The sequence below is a fragment of the Bartonella sp. OC16QHHD genome, from assembly GCF_042194035.1.
Lineage (GTDB): Bacteria > Pseudomonadota > Alphaproteobacteria > Rhizobiales > Rhizobiaceae > Bartonella.
The window spans coordinates 1-2,047 of the sequence record NZ_JBHIMJ010000101.1; the positions used below are offsets into that span (position 1 = coordinate 1).

General features: G+C 27.5%; 1 pseudogene. It reads right to left on the bottom strand.

Features of this window, described 5'->3' with window-relative positions:
- Positions 1-1,323 precede the first annotated feature (1,323 nt).
- Positions 1,324-1,783, bottom strand: a pseudogene (locus tag ACFIK1_RS09605) (type ISP restriction/modification enzyme); the annotation flags it as partial.
- Positions 1,784-2,047: the final 264 nt, after the last annotated feature.

Below are 2,047 nucleotides of genomic sequence, written 5' to 3' on the forward strand. Positions count from 1 at the left end.
TGTTTGTTAATCACTTGAGTACTTATATAACAAAATACGTATTTATTGTCAAATAATATTTTATCTTTTTTGATATTTTTTAAATACGTTATGTATTGATAATATCTTATGCTTATTAATTGCTTCTTTTATATTTATGTGCTTTTAAAGCTATATTACGGGCTTTGTGAAACGATTGCGTATTTTCTGAATCTATACATTTATAATATTTTAGAAACGCTCTCATTATGCGTATTTTAAACTTTATAACCTATCAATTTTATTGCTAAATGGCTTTTAAGATTTCTGTTAATTTCTTTTAATAACACATTTTAGACTTAATAGCCTTTATAGGGACTGTCTTTATAAACAAATGCTTTCATTTGCATTTTTGCTTTCTCTATAGTTGTTATGTTCTTTATAGCCATGGCATCATTGTTCATGTTCATAAGAGAAATGATAAATAGGATATATGATAATTGTGATTTATAGACCATTATGAAAACACTTATGAAAACATCTCAATAGAAACTGATCATTATAGAGATGAGCAAAATCCCTTTTAATAAACTTTTGTCAGTCTTGTCAGTTCTTTTTAGAACCTATATCATTTTTTTTAATGAGAGAAAATTAAAATCATTATATTTCAATAAGTTAAGTTTTATCAATTTTTCAAAATACAACTTATTAAAACAGCCATAACAAATAAATACAACTGTAAATATATATTTGTCAGTTTATGTCAGTACATTGAATCGACAAAAGTGATCATTTAGTGAATGATTAAAACATGTCTTATGAGAGTATGTGATCTTTTAAAGCCTTTCAAAAGAAAGGGATTATAATCATAATAAATGCTATCAAGANCCTTTACATATTTTTCAATAAAAAATAAAAGTTATTATATTTCAATATGTTATTTTTTATCAATTTTTCAAAAAACAACCTATATCAATAGTACAACCTATAAATTTAACTAATGCTCTATGTTTTGTAAGGTTTTTTGGGGGGGGTAGAAACATTCAAAACCTATAAGTAATATAAGAAAATGAATATACATAACCCTCTTTAAACAAAGCTTTTGATAACAATAAAGCTATCATTTTAGATTACGGTATAACCTCTTAAAGGCAATGTAAAAAAATCTAATTCTATTTAAGAGTAGGTTTCTTAAAAGTTTTAAAGCAATCCAAATAAGAGTATCTAAAAGTGCAAGTTTCTTCTTTTTAGAATAACGCATGATAAATTATCCTTTTAAAGATTGTATGTAAGCTATTTATAAAGGGGGGATAGAACCTATAGGTATAAGACCTTATATCCCTTTGTGAGTTTAGCATGCCAAGTCTATTCAGTTTCTCTTATTTCTAATTTTGGTAGTTTTTTCACGATTTTCATTGTTTCTAAACTTACAGTAATAACCCTTTGAAACAACTCCAATGGATAAGCAGGATTTCCAACGATCTCAACAGCATAACGATTGGCATCATTAACAATACCACTCTTTTTATTTATTTTTACACATTGACACCCCATAACCCATTCAAGAGCAGGCTTGCCATTTACGATATACTCATAAGCTTCAAGAGGGATATCTGTCATGATGATATTGCTGTTGTAGATAACAGTTGATTTATTCTTTTCCTTACTATTCTTAATTTTTGCGAATTTCATTTCAGTCACATAATAGAATTTCTCAGAATTAGAGATGTCAGTTAATTTTGGATTACCCTTTTAAAGGCACGGAATAAGATTCTACAGTTTCATAACTCACGTGCAAATGACTGAGTTCACGCCCTGTTACAACAGGGCTCCGTTTTCATATGAGGGGGTTAATTCTTATCAAAAGAATCGAAATGAAGCTTATTAAATCCATTTTGAATGAATAGTGAGAAAACTGGAAAAAATGCTAAAAAAGCCGATAATTTTTTCAAAAGGGTTTTTAAAGGTACTTATCCACAGCCCATGGCATAGGATAAGATCAGCAAAGTAGTGAAATTTGCTGTTTATTTTATGGAAAAAAAACAAATGAAGCATGTGCTTTTAAAATATCATAATAATTATTTTGATA